Annotated in this window: 13 protein-coding genes and 1 tRNA gene; 10 read left to right on the top strand and 4 right to left on the bottom strand. The window is 65.1% G+C overall.

From position 1 onward, the window contains the following. Positions 1–12: 12 nt before the first annotated feature. Genes FNJ84_RS02230 through tsaD form a run of 4 tightly spaced genes read right to left on the bottom strand, consistent with a single transcriptional unit; the run spans position 13 to position 2,706 of the window. Complete coding sequence (locus FNJ84_RS02230; protein WP_143791273.1) at positions 13–429, bottom strand: EVE domain-containing protein; 417 nt, start codon at positions 427–429, stop codon at positions 13–15. After that, the gene (locus FNJ84_RS02225; protein WP_143791272.1) at positions 429–704 is read right to left on the bottom strand and encodes a YciI family protein; all 276 of its coding nucleotides are present in this window, start codon (positions 702–704) and stop codon (positions 429–431) included. Before FNJ84_RS02225 ends, FNJ84_RS02230 begins: the two co-directional genes overlap by 1 nt. Then, the gene (locus FNJ84_RS02220) at positions 701–1,642 is read right to left on the bottom strand and encodes an NAD(P)H-dependent glycerol-3-phosphate dehydrogenase (protein ID WP_143791271.1); all 942 of its coding nucleotides are present in this window, start codon (positions 1,640–1,642) and stop codon (positions 701–703) included. Before FNJ84_RS02220 ends, FNJ84_RS02225 begins: the two co-directional genes overlap by 4 nt. Beyond that, positions 1,639–2,706, bottom strand: a complete 1,068-nt coding sequence (gene tsaD / locus FNJ84_RS02215) for a tRNA (adenosine(37)-N6)-threonylcarbamoyltransferase complex transferase subunit TsaD (RefSeq protein ID WP_143791270.1) — start codon at positions 2,704–2,706, stop codon at positions 1,639–1,641. The genes FNJ84_RS02220 and tsaD overlap by 4 nt, the downstream gene beginning before the upstream one ends. A gap of 82 nt (positions 2,707–2,788) precedes the next feature. Here tsaD and FNJ84_RS02210 point away from each other — a divergent pair, with 82 nt between their 5' ends. From FNJ84_RS02210 to FNJ84_RS02165, 10 genes are all read left to right on the top strand, one after another. Then, a complete protein-coding gene (locus tag FNJ84_RS02210; RefSeq protein WP_143791269.1) occupies positions 2,789–3,460 on the top strand; it encodes a uroporphyrinogen-III synthase in 672 nt (223 codons plus the stop codon). 102 nt (positions 3,461–3,562) lie between these two features. Continuing rightward, a complete protein-coding gene (locus tag FNJ84_RS02205) occupies positions 3,563–4,987 on the top strand; it encodes a COG4223 family protein (RefSeq protein ID WP_143791268.1) in 1,425 nt (474 codons plus the stop codon). A gap of 10 nt (positions 4,988–4,997) precedes the next feature. Beyond that, positions 4,998–6,818, top strand: coding sequence for a heme biosynthesis protein HemY (locus FNJ84_RS02200; RefSeq protein ID WP_143791267.1), 1,821 nt, complete (start codon positions 4,998–5,000; stop codon positions 6,816–6,818). Positions 6,819–6,900: 82 nt separating this feature from the next. Further along, positions 6,901–6,976, top strand: a tRNA-Thr gene (locus tag FNJ84_RS02195). 212 nt (positions 6,977–7,188) lie between these two features. Continuing rightward, complete coding sequence (locus tag FNJ84_RS02190) at positions 7,189–8,799, top strand: alpha-amylase family glycosyl hydrolase (protein WP_143791266.1); 1,611 nt, start codon at positions 7,189–7,191, stop codon at positions 8,797–8,799. Between the two features lie 42 nt (positions 8,800–8,841). Further along, entirely contained in the window at positions 8,842–11,037 is a 2,196-nt protein-coding gene (glgB, locus tag FNJ84_RS02185) for a 1,4-alpha-glucan branching protein GlgB (RefSeq protein WP_143791265.1), read from the top strand. Positions 11,038–11,075: 38 nt separating this feature from the next. After that, positions 11,076–12,335: a glucose-1-phosphate adenylyltransferase gene (glgC, locus tag FNJ84_RS02180; RefSeq protein WP_143791264.1), complete on the top strand. Its 1,260-nt coding sequence runs from the start codon at positions 11,076–11,078 to the stop codon at positions 12,333–12,335. Continuing rightward, on the top strand, positions 12,332–13,759 hold the full coding sequence (gene glgA / locus FNJ84_RS02175; protein WP_143791263.1) for a glycogen synthase GlgA: 1,428 nt from the start codon (positions 12,332–12,334) through the stop codon (positions 13,757–13,759). Before glgC ends, glgA begins: the two co-directional genes overlap by 4 nt. Further along, complete coding sequence (gene glgX / locus FNJ84_RS02170) at positions 13,759–15,891, top strand: glycogen debranching protein GlgX (protein ID WP_143791262.1); 2,133 nt, start codon at positions 13,759–13,761, stop codon at positions 15,889–15,891. Before glgA ends, glgX begins: the two co-directional genes overlap by 1 nt. Then, a complete protein-coding gene (locus FNJ84_RS02165) occupies positions 15,888–17,519 on the top strand; it encodes an alpha-D-glucose phosphate-specific phosphoglucomutase (protein WP_143791261.1) in 1,632 nt (543 codons plus the stop codon). The genes glgX and FNJ84_RS02165 overlap by 4 nt, the downstream gene beginning before the upstream one ends. The last annotated feature ends 6 nt before the right edge of the window (positions 17,520–17,525 follow it).

Genomic DNA, 17,525 nt, shown 5'->3' with positions numbered 1-17,525 from the left:
AGCCAGGCCCCGTCACTCCAGCCCGGTCAACTCCATGATGACCGCCCATTCCGCGGGGCTGACAGGTTGGACCGACAGGCGGCTGTTATTGGCCAGAACCATGTCCTTCAGGCGCGGTTCGGCCTTGACCTCGTCCAGCGTCACCGTCCGTTTGACCGGCTTCACGGCGCGGATATCGACGCATTCCCAACGCGGATCATCGGTGCTGCTGTCGGGATGGGCCTCGGCGGCGACCTCGACGATACCCACGACCTCTTTGCCGATATTCGAGTGATAGAAAAGCCCGCGATCACCGATCTTCATCTCGCGCATGTTGTTGCGCGCCTGATAGTTGCGCACGCCGTCCCATTCCTCGCCCGTGTCGCCCTTGGCGACAAGATCGTCCCAGCCAAAGACATCGGGCTCGGATTTGAACAACCAGTAACGCATCAGCCGATGACCTTCTTCCATTCAATCACATCGACCGAGGCGAACAGGCCGGCTGCCTTATAGGGATCCTGATCGGCCCATTTCCGGGCGCTTTCCAGATCATCAGCCTCCAGCACGATCAGCGAGCCGCGCATCTCGCCCTCTTCGATCAGCGGACCGGCGAGGCGGACGATGCCTTCATTGCGCAAAAAGCCCAGATGGGCCTCGCGGGCGTTGATACGGGCTTCAAGCATGCCGGGCTTGTCGTGGCAGATGATCGCGAAAAGTGGCATCATTCGTCCTTCAATGGTCGGTTAAGCAGTTGCAGCATAAGCTTTTCCACCGATATTCCGCCTGTGACAAGCCCCGAGACGGCGGCCGTGATCGGCAGGTCCAGCCCCAGTTTCCGGGCCAGTGCGGTGACGGCCTGCGCGGTGGCGGCGCCCTCGACCGTGGTGGCCGCGTCAAAGCCGCTGCCGGCACCCAGGCTGAAACCAAAGCGATAGTTGCGCGACTGGTCCGAGGTGCAGGTCAGCGTCAGGTCGCCCAGCCCGGACAGCCCGGTCAGCGTTTGGGGCTGCGCGCCCAGATGGGTGGCCAGCCGGGTCATCTCGGCAAAGCCTCGGGTGATGATGGCGGCGCGTGCGCTGTCGCCAAGCCGCGCGCCCATCACCGCGCCGGCCGCGATGGCGACGACGTTTTTCAGCGCCCCGCCCAGTTCTGCGCCCGTCACATCGGTCGAGCGATACAGCCGCAGCACCTGCGTCGACAGGCGGTGTTGCAAGGCCTCGCCCGTCACCGGGTCGGCGCAGGCAAGGGTCAGGGCGGTGGGCAGGCCGCGGGCGATGTCGGCGGCGAAAGAGGGGCCGGTCAGCACGGCCGGGATGGCGGCGGGGCAATGGCGGGCGATCAGCTGTGATGGGCCGGTCAGCGTGGTCAGGTCGATGCCCTTGGCGGCGCTGACCAGCGGCTTGCCGTCCAGTGCCGCGCCATGTTCGGCCAGAAAGCCGCCAAGCGCCTGTGCGGGCAGGGCAAGAATGATCGTGTTGGCGCGGGTGGCCTGGGCCAGATCGGTGGTCGGCGCGACCTCGGACGGCAGGGTGATGCCGGGCAGGCGCGGGTTGTTGCGCAGCTTGCCGGCGTCGCGCCCCCACAGCGTGACCGGCCCGTTGGCGGCCAGCGCCACGGCCAGCGCCGTGCCGAATGCCCCGGCGCCGATGATCGACAGGGTCATGCCTTGGCCCCCCGCTTGCCCGCGCCCAGCATCGGCGCCGCGCTTTGATCCAGCGGCCAGCGAGGCCGGGCCATCAGCGACAGGTCGTCGCGGGCACCCTGCCGGAACCGCTCGATCCCGGCCCATGCGATCATGGCGCCGTTATCGGTGCACAGCGCCAGTGGCGGTGCCAGAAACCGCGCGCCCGCCTGTTCGGCCACGGCTTCCAGCGCGGCGCGGATGGTGCGGTTGGCCGCGACGCCCCCCGCTACCGCCAATACCGGCACCGGATGGGCCGCCAGCACCCGCGCCGCCTTGCCGGCCAGCAGGTCGCTGACGGCGGCCTGAAAGCCCGCGCAAAGATCGGCGCGGTCGCGTTGGAACAGCCCGCCTTGTGCCGCCACCAATGCATCGCGCTGACGCAATGCGGCGGTTTTCAGCCCCGAAAAGGACATGTCGAAACCCGGCCGGTCCAGCAGTGGGCGGGGCAGGTCAAAGCGGTCGGGATCACCCTGCGCGGCCTCGGCCTCGACCGAGGGGCCGCCGGGCTGCGGCAGGCCCAGCAGACGTGCCAGCTTGTCGAAGGCCTCGCCTGGCGCGTCGTCGATTGTGCCGCCAAGGCGGGTAAAGCTTTGCGGATCCTCGACCCGCAGGAACTGGCAATGCCCGCCCGAGACCAGCAGCATCACATAGGGAAAACCGATCCCGTCGGTCAGGCGCGGGGTCAGCGCATGGCCGGCCAGATGGTTCACGCCCACCAGCGGCAGCCCGGTGCCAGCGGCGATGCCTTTGGCCAGCATCACGCCCGCCATGACCCCGCCGATCAGCCCCGGCCCGGCGGTCACCGCCACCCCGTCCAGATCGGCCAGCCCCAGCCCGGCCTGCGCCAGCGCCTGCTCGACGCACAGATCCAGCTTTTCGGCATGGGCGCGGGCGGCGATTTCGGGAACCACGCCGCCGAAATCGGCATGCAGGCTGTTCTGCCCGGCCACGACCGATGACAGGATGCGGCCTTCGCCTGTGACGATGGCGGCGGCGCTGTCATCGCAGCTGCTTTCGATACCGAGAAAGACCAGTTCGCTCATCTGTCCAGCCATGTTGGGGCGCTTGCCGTGGCAGGGCCATGGGGTTAGGCCTGTGGGTATCACCGACACCGGGGGATTGCCAATGCCAAGCGCTGCCCTGCGCGCCACCGTGCTGCTGACCCGCCCGCAGCCTGACTCGGAACGCTTTGCCGCGCTGCTGCCGGAGGATGTGCCGGTGGTGATCTCGCCGATCCTTCGGATTCAGCCCGTGCTCCATGATGCGGACCGGCTGGCGCGCGCGCCTGGTCTGGTTTTTACCTCGGCCCATGCGGTCGGATCGGCGGGGCCGGGGCGGGGTCGACCGGCGCTGTGCGTCGGGCCGCGAACGGCCGCGCTGGCCCGGCAGGCGGGGTTCGAGGTGACCGAGGGCTCGGGCGATGCGCAGGGGCTGCTGCCGCTGATCGCGGCGGCCGATCTGCCGCTGATCCATCCCCATGGCCGTCATGTCGCGCAGGTGCTGCCGGTCGAGGGGATGGTGGTCTATGACCAACTGCCCGTGCCGCTGTCGGATCACGCGCTGCGCCTGCTTGCCGGGCCTGCGCCGGTGGTCGTGCCCTTGTTCTCGCCGCGCTCGGCCCGGCTGCTGTCGCTGGCCCTGCCGCCGGTTCTTGCGGCACCTTTGCGGCTTGCGCCGATCAGCGAATCCGCCCTGTCGGAATGGCTTGGCCCGCTGGCCCTGTCGCGACTTGCGGGCCGACCTGATGCCGAGGGCGTCAGAAATGCCGTTATCCACCTGCTTTCGCCGCAAGATTGATGCGCAGAGCGGGTTGAGCCTGCCCCCCCGGCTGTCTAAGATTGATAGTCGAGGGATGCGATTTCGGCGCGATCTGCGCTGAATTTCTGACGGGGATGCGACGTGAAAAAGCCGGAAAACAAGACCACCGCGAAGTCGAAGGCGACACCCGAGAACGCAGCCGCCGCGCCTGCTGGGGGCAAGAAGCCGGCGGCGTCGGCGCCAGTCATCGAAAACAGCCCGGTCGAGGCCGGGGCGGCAGAAAAGGCCGCTGCCTCGGGCGGGCAGGTCAAGCCGGCCGACTCGGCGCTGCTGGGCAAGGACAAGACGCCTGCCGCCGCCGCCGCGCGCAAATCTGACGAGGCGCCGACCGCGCTGGCCTCGCCGCAACAGGACCGGCTGGCCTCGGTCGACAAGCCGCAATCGCCCAAGCCCGATACCAGCGCGGCGAAACCTGCCGAGACACCGCCTGCCGCCGCCGCTGCCAAACCATCGACCAAGACACCGCAGCCGGCACAAAAGTCCGGCTTCCTGCCCTTGGCTCTGGGCGGGGTCGTGGCCGCCGGGCTGGGTGCTGCCGCCGCAATCTGGGCGATGCCCTACCTGCCTGGGGGCGGGCAATCGGCCCCGGCATTGGATGCCGAGGCGCTGAAGCAGGAAATCCGGGCCGAGATGGCCGCAGGCAATGCCGCCCTGCGCGACGAGGCCGTCGCCGCTGCCCGGTCTGAACTGTCGGCCCAGATCGAGGCGCTGACGGCCCAGGCCGGCGAGGCCGGCGCCGAGGCTGCCCGCCAGATCATCGCCGAAATGCCGGCCGGTGCCGATACCACGCCCGAATTGCAGGCCGCGGTCGAGGCGCAGTCGCAGCAGATCGTCGCGCTGACCGACCGCTTCGCGGCCTTCGAGGCGGCTGGTGCGGGCACGGCCGGCGGCGGCATCGACCCGCAGCAAATGACCGCGCTTCAGGACCAGATCCGCCAGACCGCCGCCGAGGCACAGGCGCAGCTGGATGCCGCCAGGGCCGAGGCCGAAAAGCTGCAACAGGCGGCCGAAAGCTCGACCCGCCGGGCCGAGGCTGTGGCCGCGATTGCCGCACTTCAGACCGCGCTGGACGAAGGCGGTCCGACCGACGCAGCCGTGCAGCAGATGGAACAGGCTGGCGTTGCCGCGCCCGAGGCGGTGCAGCAACAGGTGCCGGGTCTGCTGGCGTTGCAGGAAAGCTATCCGCCGGCAGCACGGGCGGCGCTGCGGGCGGCGCTGCGTGACGGCTCGGCCGAGGCGGATGGCGGCACGATGATCGGCAACTTCCTGCGCGCCCAGACCGGCGCCCGTTCGGTTGAACCGCGCGAGGGAACGGATGCCGATGCGGTGCTGTCGCGGGCCGAGGCGGCCTTGTCGGATGGCGATGTTGCCGCTGCCCTGACCCAGTTGCAGGCCCTGCCCGAAGTTGCGGCGCAAGCGCCCGAGATGGCAGCCTGGCTGGCCGGCGCGCAGGCCCATGCCGATGCCCGCGCCGCGCTGAACGATCTGTCCGGCCAGACGAATTAAGGGGAACGCGATGCTTCTGTCACTGCTGAAAATCCTGTTCTTCTTTGCCGTCGTGCTGGGCGTCGCGCTTGGCGCGATGCAATTGTCCGAAACGGGCCAGACGTTGCGGCTGCAATTCAACGGCGTGGAATACGTGTTGGGGCCGGTGCAGGTCATCATCGGTTTGCTGGTGGTGATGGTTGCTGCCTGGCTGACCTTCAAGCTGCTGGGCCTGCTTCTGGCCTTCCTGCGCTTTCTTGCCGGCGATGAGACAGCGATCAACCGCTATTTCGCCCGCTCGCGCGAGCGGCGCGGATACGAGGCTTTGGGCGAAGGCATGTTGGCCGTGGCGGCTGGCGAAGGCAAGCTGGCCCAGGAAAAGGCCAGCAAGGCCGCGAAATATCTGAACCAGCCGCATGTGACCAATCTGCTGGCCGCGCAGGCCGCCGAGGTGGCGGGCGACAGTGCCCGCGCCGACGCCGTCTATCGCAAGCTGCTGGAAGATGACCGCACCCGTTTCGTCGGTGTGCGCGGGTTGATGCGCCAGCGGCTTGAGGCAGGGGATACGGAAACGGCGCTGAAACTGGCCGAAAAGGCCTATGCGCTGAAGCCGCGACATAAGGAAGTGCAGGACACGCTGCTGATGTTGCAGACGCGGCAGAACGACTGGAAAGGCGCGCGCGGCGTGCTGAAGGACAAGCGCAAGCAGGGCGAACTGCCCAAGGATGTGCATATCCGCCGCGATGCCGTTCTGGCCCTGCAAGAGGCCAGCGAGGTTCTGAAACAGGGCAATTCGATCAGCGCGCGCGAGGCGGCTATTTCCGCGAATCGGGCCTCGCCCGACCTGATCCCTGCCGCCGTTCTGGCCGCACGCAGCTATCTGGCCAAAGACGATACCCGCCATGCCAGCCGCGTGCTGGAAAAGACCTGGTCGGTCCGCCCCCATCCCGATATTGCCGCCGCCTTCGCCGAGATCGCCCCGGACGAATCGCCCGAGGCGCGGGTGCGCCGGTTCGAAAACCTGATCCGTCGCAACCCCGACCATGTCGAAAGCCGCCTGCTGCGGGCCGAGCTGGCGCTGGCGGCCGAGGATTTCCCCGGCGCGCGCAGGGCGCTTGGTGATCTGGCCGAAAAGGAACCGACCGTGCGCAGCCTGTCGATCATGGCCGCCGTCGAACGTGGCGAGGGCGCCGATGATGCGGTGGTGCGTGGCTGGCTGGCCAAGGCGCTGACCGCCTCGCGCGGGCCGCAATGGGTCTGCGACAAATGCCAGAACGTGATGGCCGATTGGGCGCCGGTTTGCGACAAATGCGGCGGTTTCGACACGCTGACCTGGCGCGTTCCCGATGAAAAACTGAACGGGGCCATGGCGCGGCCGGGGGCCGAGATGCTGCCCTTGCTGATCGGGGCGGGCACCCGTCCGGCGCCTGCCAGGCAGGGCGGTGACGATGCCGTTCTCGTCGCAGAGATGCCGACCGGACCCGATGCCGCCGCGACCGTGTCGGCAAACGGCAATGGTGCCGCAAAGGCCAAGCCTGCGGCCGAGGCCGAGCAGCGCCACAGCCGGGTTGAAATCGCCGCCGTCGCGCCGGGCATGGTCCCGCGCGAGGCGGATTTTGTCGAGATCGACCCCTCGTCGACGGACACATCGCCCGAACCGAGCCCGGCCAAGCCAACCGCAGCAGAGGCAGCCGTGACCGTGAACGGAACGGCCAAGGCGACACCATCGCCGGCCGACGCCGCGCCCAAGGACGCCCCAAAGCCAGAGGAACTGGCCGAGCCGATCCTTGTTCGCCCCGATGTCGAGCCGCCCGAGGCTGATCCGGCACCACCGGCACGCAAGAAATCCTGATCCGGTTCGGGGGCGTTACGGAAAAACCGTTTCGCCCCCTTTCCCCGCCGCGCGGAACCTGTTATCCGGCGGCCCACCAGATGCCGCTGTAGCTCAGCTGGTAGAGCACGTCATTCGTAATGATGGGGTCGGGGGTTCGAGTCCCTTCAGCGGCACCACCTGCCCCGCAGGTCCAGCCTTTCAGTCCCAAAACCACCTTCAGGCCCGAACCAACCGGCATCTGCCGATCCTTGCGCGGCTATTCTGCCGGCTTGCCGCGTTTTTGAGGTCAGCGGATAATCGAGGCTTGCAACTTTCGGCAGATTGGCGTGACTCATTAAGAATTGTTAGGGCAAACATCAGCGATTCGAACAGGGTATTCGGGGGGAACATGGCCGAGAAGCGGGACGAACAGGATTGGTGGCGCGGCTCGGTGACCTATCAGATCTATCCCCGGTCGTTCATGGACGCCAATGATGACGGCATCGGCGATCTGGCAGGCATCATTCAGCGGCTGGACTATGTTGCCGCGCTTGGGGTCGATGCGATCTGGCTGTCGCCTGTTTTTCCTTCGCCGATGAAGGACATGGGCTATGACGTGTCCGATTACACCGATATCGACCCAGGTTTCGGCACATTGGCCGAATTCGACGCACTGGTCGACAAGGCGCATAAGCTGGGCCTGAAGGTCATCATCGACCAGGTTCTGTCACATAGCTCGGACCAGCACCCGTTCTTTGCGGAATCGCGGTCCTCGCGCGACAATCCCAAGTCGGACTGGTATGTCTGGGCCGATCCGAACCATGACGGCACGCCGCCGAACAACTGGCAGTCGATCTTTGGCGGCGCGGCCTGGACTTGGGATTCGCGGCGGCGGCAGTATTATTTCCACAACTTCCTGAAGGAACAGCCGGACTGGAATTTCCACAATCCCGCGGTGCAGGATTATCTGTTGGACAGCATGCGCTTCTGGCTGGAACGCGGGGTCGACGGGTTCCGGCTGGATACCGTGAACTTCTATTTCCATGACCGTCTGCTGCGCGACAATCCGGCGAATTATCTGCCCTGGGCACAGCAGGCGCTGAAACCGTTCGACATGCAATTCTGCCTGTTTTCCAAGAATCAGCCCGAGAATATCGGCTTTCTGGAACGGATGCGGGCGCTGCTGGACGAATATGACGCCCGCACCACCGTGGGCGAGGTCGGTGACAGCCATCTGTCGCTGGAACTGATGGGCGAATATACCAGCGGCAAGCGCCTGCATATGGCCTATTCCTTCGAGATGCTCGGTCCCAATTTCAGCGCCGAACATTTCCGCAGCCGGATTCTGCGCTTCTTCACGGGCGCGCCGGAAGGCTGGCCCTGCTGGGCGTTTTCGAACCATGACGTGCCGCGCCATGTCGGGCGCTGGCTGGATCATGCCGCCGATCAGGACGCGCTGGCCAAACAGGCCGCAGCCATGCTGCTGAGTTTCGAGGGCTCGGTCTGCCTGTATCAGGGCGAGGAACTTGGGCTGGTCGATACGCAGCTGAGCTTCGATGAACTGACCGACCCCGACGGCATCGCCTTTTGGCCCGAATACAAGGGACGCGACGGCTGCCGCACGCCGATGGTCTGGGACGACAAGGCCCCGAATGCCGGCTTTTCCAGGGCCAACAAGACCTGGCTGCCCGTCAAGGCGCCGCAACAGGCGCGCGCGGTGTCGACCCAGGACGGGCGCGCGGACAGCGTGCTTGAATTTTACCGGCAGATGCTGGCGCTGCGCCGGGCCGAGCCGGATTTGCGGAACGGCAGGATCCACTTCCTTGATTTGCCCGAGCCGGTTCTGGGCTATGAACGCGGCGCTGATCTGCTGTGCCTGTTCAACCTGTCAACCGAACCGGCCTCGGTCGATCTGGAGGGCCCGGTTCAGGGGCTTCTCACGCAGGGGGCGACTCTGACAGGGAGCCGTGTCAATCTGAAGGCGAACGGTTTCGTGATTGGCAAAAAGATGACAGGCTAGATCACGCCGGCCATTCGGAACGCAGCACAGGGAGAACGTCACATGACATCGGCCGAACTTCCCCCCACCCTGTCGCAACAGGATGTCAGCCGTCTGCTGCATGCGCGGCATGATGCGCCCTTTGACGTGCTGGGCCTGCACAAGCAGGGGCGCAAGGCCTGGGTCACGGCGCTGGTTCCCGACGCCCTGTCATTGCAGGCCATCGTCGGGCGCAAGGTCGTCGACCTGCCCCGGATCGAGGGGCCGCTGTTTGGCGGGTCGGTGCCTGTCAGCAAATCCCCCTATCGGCTGCGCGCGGTGTTCGACAACGGCGACAGCTGGGATTTCGACGATCCCTATCGTTTCGGCCCGGTTCTGGGCGAGATCGACGACTATCTGATCGGCGAGGGCACGCATCATCGGCTGTGGGATGTGCTTGGCGCACATATCCGCACGCATGAGGGTGTTTCGGGCACGCATTTCGCGGTCTGGGCACCCAATGCCGCGCGGGTCTCGGTGATCGGCGATTTCAATCAGTGGGACGGCCGCCGCCATCCAATGCGTCGCCGGGGCGTCACCGGCATGTGGGAATTGTTCATCCCCGGCATCGCCGAGGGCGCGCTGTATAAATACGAGATCGCCCCCCAGTCCGGCGCGGTGCAGGAAAAGGCCGATCCGGTCGGCTTTGGTGCGCAGCACCCGCCGCAGACCGCCTCGGTCGTGCGCGATATTTCCGGCTATGGCTGGGATGATGGCAACTGGATGGCGGAACGGGCCGAGCGTAACCGCCGGGACCAGCCGATTTCCATCTACGAGGTCCATCTGGGCAGCTGGCGCCGGGCCGAGGGCAACCGCCCGCTCAGCTACAGGGAACTGGCGGTCGAGCTGGTCGATTATGCGAAATGGATGGGCTTCACCCATCTGGAATTCATGCCGGTCAGCGAATTTCCCTTTGACGGATCATGGGGCTATCAGCCGGTCGGCATGTATGCGCCGACGATCCGTTTCGGCCCGCCGCATGAGTTTCGCGATCTGGTCGAGGCCGCGCATCAGGCTGGCTTGGGCGTGCTGATGGACTGGGTGCCGGGGCATTTCCCGTCCGATGCGCATGGGCTGGCTCGGTTCGACGGCACGCATCTTTACGAACATGCCGACCCGCGTGAGGGCTTTCATCAGGACTGGAACACCCTGATCTATAACTATGGCCGAACCGAGGTGCGCAACTATCTGGTCGCCAACGCCCTGTATTGGCTGGAGGAATACCATCTTGACGGGCTGCGCGTGGATGCGGTGGCCTCGATGCTCTATCGCGACTATTCGCGCAAGGCCGGGGAATGGGTGCCCAACCGCGATGGCGGGCGCGAGAATTACGAGGCCATCGGCTTCATGCGCGACATGAACATTCAGACCTATGGCCGGGTCCCCGGCATCATGACCGTGGCCGAGGAATCGACGGCCTTTCCGGGCGTCACCACGCCGGTCGATTCGGGCGGGCTGGGCTTTGGCTTCAAGTGGAACATGGGGTGGATGAACGACACCCTGCGCTATATCGAGAAAGACCCGATCTATCGGTCCTATGATCATCACCTGATGACCTTTCCGATCGACTATTCCTTTTCGGAAAACTTCATCCTGCCGATCAGCCATGACGAGGTGGTTCACGGCAAGGGCAGCATGATCGCCAAGATGCCCGGCAATGAATGGGAAAAATTTGCCAATCTGCGGGCCTATTACGGTTTCATGTGGGGGCATCCCGGCAAAAAGCTGTTGTTCATGGGTTGCGAGTTCGGCCAATGGCAGGAATGGAACCACGATCAGTCGCTGGATTGGGATGCGCTGCATGGCGGGCATCAACGCGGGGTGCAGGCGCTGGTGCGCGATCTGAACCACCTGTATCGCGAAACCCCGGCGCTGTATCGGCGCGATTGCGAGCCATCGGGCTTTCGCTGGATCGCCAATAATCCGCAGCAATCGACCATCGCCTTCAGCCGGCTTGGCGATGAAGGCGACGCGCCGGTCGTGGTGGTCTGCAATTTCACGCCGGTCGAACGCGGACATTTCCGGGTGGGTGTTCCCGCCGCCGGGCATTGGTCCGAGGTGATCAATACCGATGCGGGCGGCTATGGCGGCGGCGACCGTGTGAACGCCGGGGGCTTGGACAGCTCTGCCCAGGAATGGGACGGCTTGCCCGATTCCATCGAGATTCGTTTACCACCGCTGGCGACGGTGGTGCTGCGTTTGGATCGCCCCAAGGGGTGATCCGTGGTCAAGGGGTCACAAGGGGAGGCGAGGGGACCATGATCGACGACAGAAGACTGGCACAACGTTCCATGGCATTCGTGCTGGCGGGGGGGCGTGGATCGCGGCTGAAGGAGCTGACCGACCGGCGCGTCAAGCCGGCCGTCTATTTCGGCGGCAAGACCCGGATCATCGACTTTGCGCTGTCCAATGCGCTGAACTCGGGCATCCGCAAGATGGCGGTCGCCACGCAATACAAGGCGCACAGCCTGATCCGCCACTGCCAGCGCGGTTGGAACTTCTTCCGGGCCGAGCGGAACGAATTTCTGGACATCCTGCCCGCATCGCAGCGCATGGGCGAGGAAAACTGGTATCGCGGCACCGCCGATGCGGTGACCCAGAACATCGACATCATCGACAGCTATGGCATCGACTATATCGTCATCCTTGCCGGCGATCACATCTACAAGATGGATTACGAGCTGATGATCCGCCAGCATGTGCAGGCCAAGGCGGATGTGACCATCGGCTGCCTGACCGTCCCCCGGATGGAGGCGACGGCCTTTGGCGTCATGGCGGTCGATCGCGACTATCGCATTACCTCGTTCCTGGAAAAGCCCGCTGATCCGCCGGGCACGCCCGAGGATCCCGACAAGGCGCTGGCTTCGATGGGAATCTATGTCTTTAACTGGGCCTTCCTGCGCGACCTGCTGCTGAAGGATGCGGCCGATCCCAATTCCAGCCATGATTTCGGCAATGACCTGATCCCCGACATCGTCAAGAACGGCAAGGCCATCGCCCACCGCTTCGAGGACAGCTGCGTTCGTGCCGAGGGGGCCGAGGCCTATTGGCGCGATGTGGGCACCATCGACGCCTTCTGGGAGGCGAATATCGACCTGACCAATTTCACCCCCACGCTGGATCTGTGGGATACCGAATGGCCGATCTGGACCTATTCGGAAAGCGTGCCGCCGGCCAAGTTCATTCATGATGAAAAGGACCGGCGCGGCGTGGCGATTTCCTCGATGGTGTCGGGGGGCTGCATCATCTCGGGAACCGAGGTCAGGAATTCCTTGCTGTTCACGCAGGTCCACACCAATTCCTATGCGGTGCTGGATCACACGGTCGCGCTGCCCTTTGTGGTGGTCAACCGATCAGCCCGGTTGCGCAAATGCGTGATCGACCGCGGCGTTCATATCCCGGCCGGGATGGTCGTGGGCGAGGATCACGCCGAGGATGCCAAGTTCTTCCGGGTCACCGAAAAGGGGACGACGCTGATCACCAAGGACATGATCGCCAAATGGGAGGCCGCGCATTGACGCAGGTTCTGTCCGTCGCCTCCGAGGTTGCGCCGATCATCAAGACCGGCGGCCTGGCCGATGTCGCCGGTGCCTTGCCGGCGGCGCTGGCCCCTTTCGGGGTGACCATGCGGACCCTGATGCCGGGCTATCCCAGAGTGCTGAAGGCGCTGAAGAAAACTGCCGTCGTGGCACGCTTTGACGATTGTTTCGGCGGGCCGGCTGACCTGCTGGCCGCGCGGGTTGATGGGCGGGACCTGCTGGTGCTGTCTGCGCCGCATCTTTTCGATCGCGGCGGTGGGCCTTACCTGTCTGATGCCGGGTCCGACTGGCCCGACAACCCGGAACGCTTTGCCGCGCTCAGCTGGGTTGCCTCGGAACTGGCCAATGGCGCACTGCCCGACTGGCGGCCAGACATCGTGCATTGCCATGACTGGCAGGCCGGGCTTGCGCCCTATTACATCGCCCGCTCGCCTGCGGCGGGGCGGGTGCAGACGGTGCTGACCATCCATAACATCGCCTTTCAGGGCCTTGCGCCGGCGTGGAAGATGGCGGGGCTGCGCATTGCGCCGGTCGATTTCACCCCGGACGGGATGGAATATTGGGGCCAGATCTCGGCGTTGAAGGCTGGTCTGGTCTTTGCCGACTGGCTGACCACCGTATCGCCGACCTATGCGGCCGAGCTGATGACGGCCGAGTTCGGCATGGGGCTGGAAGGCGTGATGCGCGCGCGCAAGGCCAACTTCTCGGGCATTCTGAACGGCATCGACGAGGCGGTCTGGTCGCCGGGTACGGACGACCAGATCCAGCCCTACAAGACGGCCCGCGGCAAGGCGGCGAACAAGGCCGCGCTGCAACAGGAATTTGGTCTGGCCGAGGCGACGGGGCCGCTATGTGTTGTGGTCTCGCGCCTGTCCGAACAGAAGGGGCTGGACCTGCTGCTGCAAGCTTTGCCGGCCTTGCTGGACCGGGGCGGGCAGCTGGCGCTGCTGGGGTCGGGCGACAAGGGGCTTGAGGCCGCGTTTCAGCGTGTGGCGGGGCCGAATGTCGGCATCCGCATCGGCTATGACGAGGGGTTGTCGCATCGGATGATGGCGGGGGGCGATGCCATCCTGGTGCCCTCGCGGTTTGAACCCTGCGGCCTGACCCAGCTTTACGGGCTGCGCTATGGCACGCTGCCGCTGGTGGCGCTGACCGGGGGGCTGGCCGATACGGTGATTCCGTCGACGCCCGCGACCATGGCGCGCGAGGTGGCGACCGGAATCCAGTTCTTCCCGGTGACGGCGCAGGCACTGGCCGGTGCGCTGGAACAGTTATGTGACCTTTACGCCCAGCCTGACCGCTGGACGAAGATGCAGCGCAATGCGATGAGCCAGCCCGTCGGGTGGGATCAATCCGCCGCCCGCTATGCCGATCTGTATACGAAACTGCTGGCTGCTGCGTGATGACGAACCGCTTTAACCTGACTGCCGGGCGCCCCTATCCCTTGGGCGCCAGTTTTGATGGCGAGGGGGTGAACTTCGCCGTGTTTTCGCAGCACGCGACCAAGGTGTCGCTGTGTCTGTTCGGCGATGACGGTCAGGAAAGCGTCATTCTGGACCTGCCCGAACGCGACGGCCATGTCTGGCATGGCTATATCTCGGGGATACAGCCGGGGCAGCAATACGGTTATCGCGTCCATGGCCCGTTTGATCCGCAGAACGGCCACCGCTTCAACCCGCACAAGCTGCTGATCGACCCCTATGCGAAAAAGCTGACCGGGGGACCGATCTGGGACGATGCGCTTTACGGCTATACCATCGGCAGCGATGACCGGGATCTCAGCTTTGACAAGCGTGACAGCGCCCCGTTCATGCCGCGCAGCGTCGTGGTCGACCCGGCCTTTACCTGGGGCGAGGCGGGCGGCGCGCTTGGCCATCCCTGGTCCGAGACCATCCTTTACGAGGCCCATGTAAAGGGCCTGACGGCCGGGCGGCGCGACGTGCCCCATCCCGGCAAGTTCCTGGGTATGGCATCCGACCCGATCCTGGATCACCTGACCAAGCTGGGCATCACCGCGATCGAGCTGTTGCCGGTGCAGGCTTTTGTCGATGACCGCTTTCTGGTCGATCGCGGGCTGCGGAATTATTGGGGCTATATGAGCTATGGCTTCTTTGCGCCCGATTCGCGCTATCTTTCGGGTGGCGATGTTGCCGAGTTTCAGCAGATGGTCGCGCGCTTTCACGCCGCCGGGATCGAGGTGATTCTGGATGTGGTCTATAACCACACGGCCGAGGGCGACCAGATGGGCCCGACCCTGTGCCTGAAGGGGTTCGACAACGCCAGCTATTACCGGCTGGCCGATGACCGGCGTTACTATCACGACGATACCGGATGCGGCAATTCGCTGAACATGGATCACCCGTTCACGCTGCGGCTGGTGATGGATTCGCTGCGCTATTGGGTGCAGGTCATGCGGGTCGACGGGTTCCGCTTCGATCTGGCCTCGACGCTGGCGCGGACCAGCGGCAGCTTTACCCGTGACGCGCCCTTCCTGCGCGCGGTGCGGCAGGACCCGGTGCTGAACAAGGTCAAGCTGATCGCAGAGCCCTGGGATGTTGGGCCCGGCGGCTATCAGCTGGGCGCCTATCCGGCGCCGTTTTCGGAATGGAACGACCGCTACCGCGATCAGGTGCGGCGGTTCTGGCGTGGCGATAATGGCATGGTGCCGAAACTGTCCAGCCGGGCTGCGGGATCGTCGGTGCGGTTCGATCATGACGGGCGGCGGGCGACGTCCTCGGTCAATTTCCTGACCTCGCATGACGGGTTCACGCTGATGGATACGGTCAGCTACAATTCCAAGCATAACGAGGCCAATGGCGAGGAAAACCGCGACGGCCACGACCACAATTTTTCCGACAATTGCGGGATCGAGGGGCCGACGGCGGATGCCGCGATCATCGCCCTGCGCGCCCGGCGTCGCCGCAATATGATGGCCACGCTGATGCTGAGCCAGGGCACACCGATGATCCTGGCCGGGGACGAGTTGGGCAATTCGCAAGGCGGCAACAACAACGCCTATTGCCAGGACAACCCGATCGGCTGGGTCGACTGGCAGGATGCCGACCCGGATTTCCTGGATTTCTGCCAGCGGATCATCGCGTTCCGCAAGGCCAACCCGATCCTGCGGCAGCGCTGGTTCCTGCATTCCCTGCCGCGCACGGTCGACGGCAAGCCCGACCTTTACTGGCGCCGCGCCGATGGTCAGCCGATGACCGTCGATGACTGGGCCAATCCCGAGTTGAAATTCCTGGGGATGGAGGTGCGCATGGCTCGCGGCACCCCGCCTTACGAGCCTCGGCTTGGGGCGATCTATGTCGTCTTCAACGCCGGCACCGCGCAGCGGGTCACGCTGCCGGATGCGCCGACAGGCCAGTTCTGGCGGCGCTGTTTCGACACGGCAGGGGATGGCAAGCCGATCCCAGTCTCGGTCAGAACCGGGATCGCCGAAAACTCGGTCGCCGTCTTTGATCTGGTCGACCAGATGAAACCCAAGGCCCAGACCACGGCCCGCAAGACGAAGGGAGAGTATGCATGACCCCGAATATCGTCCAGACCACGCCCATTCCGGGGCAAAAGCCCGGCACCAGCGGGCTGCGCAAGAAAACCCGGATTTTCATGCAGCCGCATTATCTGGAAAATTATGTCCAGGCGATCTTTGACGGGATCGGCGGCGTGCAGGGCAAAACGCTGGTCGTGGGCGGTGATGGCCGCTATTTCAACGACCGCGCCATTCAGGTGATCTTGCGCATGGCCGCCGCCAATGGCGCAGCGGAATGTATCGTTGGGCAGGGCGGCATTCTGTCCACGCCTGCCGCCTCGCATCTGATCCGCAAGCGCGGGGCGGATGGCGGGCTGATCCTGTCCGCCAGCCACAATCCCGGCGGCCCCGACGAGGATTTCGGCCTGAAATATAACGGCCCGAATGGCGGCCCGGCGACCGAAGGCGTGACCGAGAAGATCTTTGCCCGCACCACGGATATCGACAGCTATCGCATTCTAGAGGCGCATGATGTCGATCTGGGCGCCATCGGCGTCACCAATCTGGGCGATATGCGGGTCGAGATCGTCGACCCCGTCACCGATTACGCGGCGCTGATGGAAAGCCTGTTTGATTTCGACGCGATCAGGCGGCTGTTTGCCAGCGGCTTTCGCATGCGTTTTGACGCCATGCATGCCGTGACCGGTCCCTATGCGACCGAGATCCTGGAAACCCGTCTTGGTGCTGCCCCTGGCACCGTGGTCAATGGCATCCCCAGCCCCGATTTCGGTGGCGGTCATCCCGACCCCAACCCGATCTGGGCCAAGGATCTGATGGATCACATGTATGCCGATGGCGGGCCGGATTTCGGCGCGGCTTCGGACGGGGATGGCGATCGCAACATGGTCGTGGGGGCGAAATGCTATGTCAGCCCCTCGGACAGTCTGGCGGTGCTGGCCGATCTGGCGCATCTGGCGCCCGGCTATGCGCGTGGGCTGGCCGGCATTGCCCGGTCGATGCCGACATCTGCCGCCGCTGATCGCGTGGCCGCTGCCAAGGGGATCGAGTGTTTCGCCACGCCAACCGGCTGGAAGTTCTTCGGTAATCTTCTGGATGCCGGCCGGGCCACCATCTGCGGCGAGGAAAGTGCCGGCACGGGTTCCGACCATGTGCGGGAAAAGGACGGGCTTTGGGCGGTTCTGCTGTGGCTGAACATCCTTGCGGTGACGGGCAAGTCTGTTCAGGCGCTGATGGATGATCACTGGGCCCGCTATGGCCGCAACTATTACTCGCGCCATGATTACGAGGCCGTGGATGCGGCGGCCGCCAATACGCTGATGGCGGATCTGCGGGCGCAGTTCGACAGCCTGCCGGGGCAAAGCTTTGGCCCGCTGGTCGTCGAGATGGCGGATGAGTTCGCCTATGACGATCCGGTGGACGGATCGCGCTCGACCGGGCAGGGGATCCGGGTTGGCTTCACCTCGGGCGGGCGGGTGATGTATCGCCTGTCGGGCACGGGGACCGAGGGCGCGACCCTGCGCGTATATCTGGAACAGCTGGAAACCGATCCGGCAGCGCTGGCGCAGGATGCACAGGCGGCGCTGGCCCCGGTGATCGCGGCGGCGGACAGGATCGCCGGCATCCGCGCCCGAACCGGCCGCGACGCGCCAGATGTGATCACCTGACGCGCC

It is taken from the genome of Paracoccus sp. M683 (assembly GCF_007096355.1).
Classification (GTDB): domain Bacteria; phylum Pseudomonadota; class Alphaproteobacteria; order Rhodobacterales; family Rhodobacteraceae; genus Paracoccus.
The sequence above is the reverse complement of the archived record's forward strand: the minus strand, read 5'-3'. Positions and strand labels throughout refer to the sequence as shown.

What these genes read in the sequence shown, in the direction of transcription:
- FNJ84_RS02230 (WP_143791273.1), bottom strand. Translation starts at nt 429, where the DNA reads ATGCGTTACTGGTTGTTCAAATCCGAGCCCGATGTCTTTGGCTGGGAC.
- FNJ84_RS02225 (WP_143791272.1), bottom strand. Translation starts at nt 704, where the DNA reads ATGATGCCACTTTTCGCGATCATCTGCCACGACAAGCCCGGCATGCTT.
- FNJ84_RS02220 (WP_143791271.1), bottom strand. Translation starts at nt 1,642, where the DNA reads ATGACCCTGTCGATCATCGGCGCCGGGGCATTCGGCACGGCGCTGGCC.
- tsaD (WP_143791270.1), bottom strand. Translation starts at nt 2,706, where the DNA reads ATGAGCGAACTGGTCTTTCTCGGTATCGAAAGCAGCTGCGATGACAGC.
- FNJ84_RS02210 (WP_143791269.1), top strand. Translation starts at nt 2,789, where the DNA reads ATGCCAAGCGCTGCCCTGCGCGCCACCGTGCTGCTGACCCGCCCGCAG.
- FNJ84_RS02200 (WP_143791267.1), top strand. Translation starts at nt 4,998, where the DNA reads ATGCTTCTGTCACTGCTGAAAATCCTGTTCTTCTTTGCCGTCGTGCTG.
- FNJ84_RS02190 (WP_143791266.1), top strand. Translation starts at nt 7,189, where the DNA reads ATGGCCGAGAAGCGGGACGAACAGGATTGGTGGCGCGGCTCGGTGACC.
- glgB (WP_143791265.1), top strand. Translation starts at nt 8,842, where the DNA reads ATGACATCGGCCGAACTTCCCCCCACCCTGTCGCAACAGGATGTCAGC.
- glgC (WP_143791264.1), top strand. Translation starts at nt 11,076, where the DNA reads ATGATCGACGACAGAAGACTGGCACAACGTTCCATGGCATTCGTGCTG.
- glgX (WP_143791262.1), top strand. Translation starts at nt 13,759, where the DNA reads ATGACGAACCGCTTTAACCTGACTGCCGGGCGCCCCTATCCCTTGGGC.
- FNJ84_RS02165 (WP_143791261.1), top strand. Translation starts at nt 15,888, where the DNA reads ATGACCCCGAATATCGTCCAGACCACGCCCATTCCGGGGCAAAAGCCC.